The sequence below is a fragment of the Paenibacillus sp. Y301 genome, assembly GCF_059445505.1.
The window spans coordinates 1-629 of sequence record NZ_JCAIUL010000051.1 but is presented as its reverse complement, the minus strand read 5'-3'; the positions used below and the strand labels follow the sequence as shown (position 1 = coordinate 629).

General features: G+C 37.0%; 1 protein-coding gene. It reads right to left on the bottom strand.

Annotation, left to right across the window (positions count from 1 at the left end; all coding sequences use genetic code 11):
* Positions 1–170: 170 nt before the first annotated feature.
* Positions 171–407, bottom strand: coding sequence for a hypothetical protein (locus AC1D69_RS25045; RefSeq protein ID WP_495458818.1), 237 nt, complete (start codon positions 405–407; stop codon positions 171–173).
* Positions 408–629: the final 222 nt, after the last annotated feature.

The window sequence follows — 629 nt, the reverse complement described above, 5'->3', positions numbered from 1 at the left end:
TAACGTTTGGCATTCCTGACGTTCAAGCAGCTTAAGGCACGAAGTGCCGGGTCGTCAGACTTAGCTGGTTGAATGTATCGCCTGATTCCACTTCTTCGAATTCCCCCTTGGCGATCAAGGAGCGATAGCGACGATGTAGGAATGCTATGTTAGCAGATGTTGACGGCTTCCTAGAATTTTCTATCAAAATACTCTTCAAATACTTCCTTTAGATTCTGATATAGTTTTTCATTGTATTTGTAATAAATGCCCTGTACTTGATTTGGAATGAAGTCCATTACTAACTTATCATTCTCATACAATATGACTCTAAATATATATCCGACCGATCCCTCTTGATTTTCTTCTGGAATTATTAATTCATCCTTTATTAATCCCAGTATTTTTGTCACCTGATCATTATCCATTACTGATAATCTTTCCCCAGTCGAGCCATCTACCAGTACAATCTTATCAACGTTCAATATGTCCCCAGAATATAAATTAGCAATTGTCGTAGGTTTAAGTATTTTGGGGTCTACTTGGTTACAAGCACTCAATAATATTAGAGTAAGAATTGATGCCAGTATAAATAGTAGTTTAAGTCCTTTGATTTTTACACCCGCTTTCCGTCAATTTCTGCTAACGTT

Bases quoted from the DNA above. Each gene is read 5' to 3' on its own strand.
- AC1D69_RS25045 (WP_495458818.1), bottom strand. From the start codon at position 407: ATGGATAATGATCAGGTGACAAAAATACTGGGATTAATAAAGGATGAA.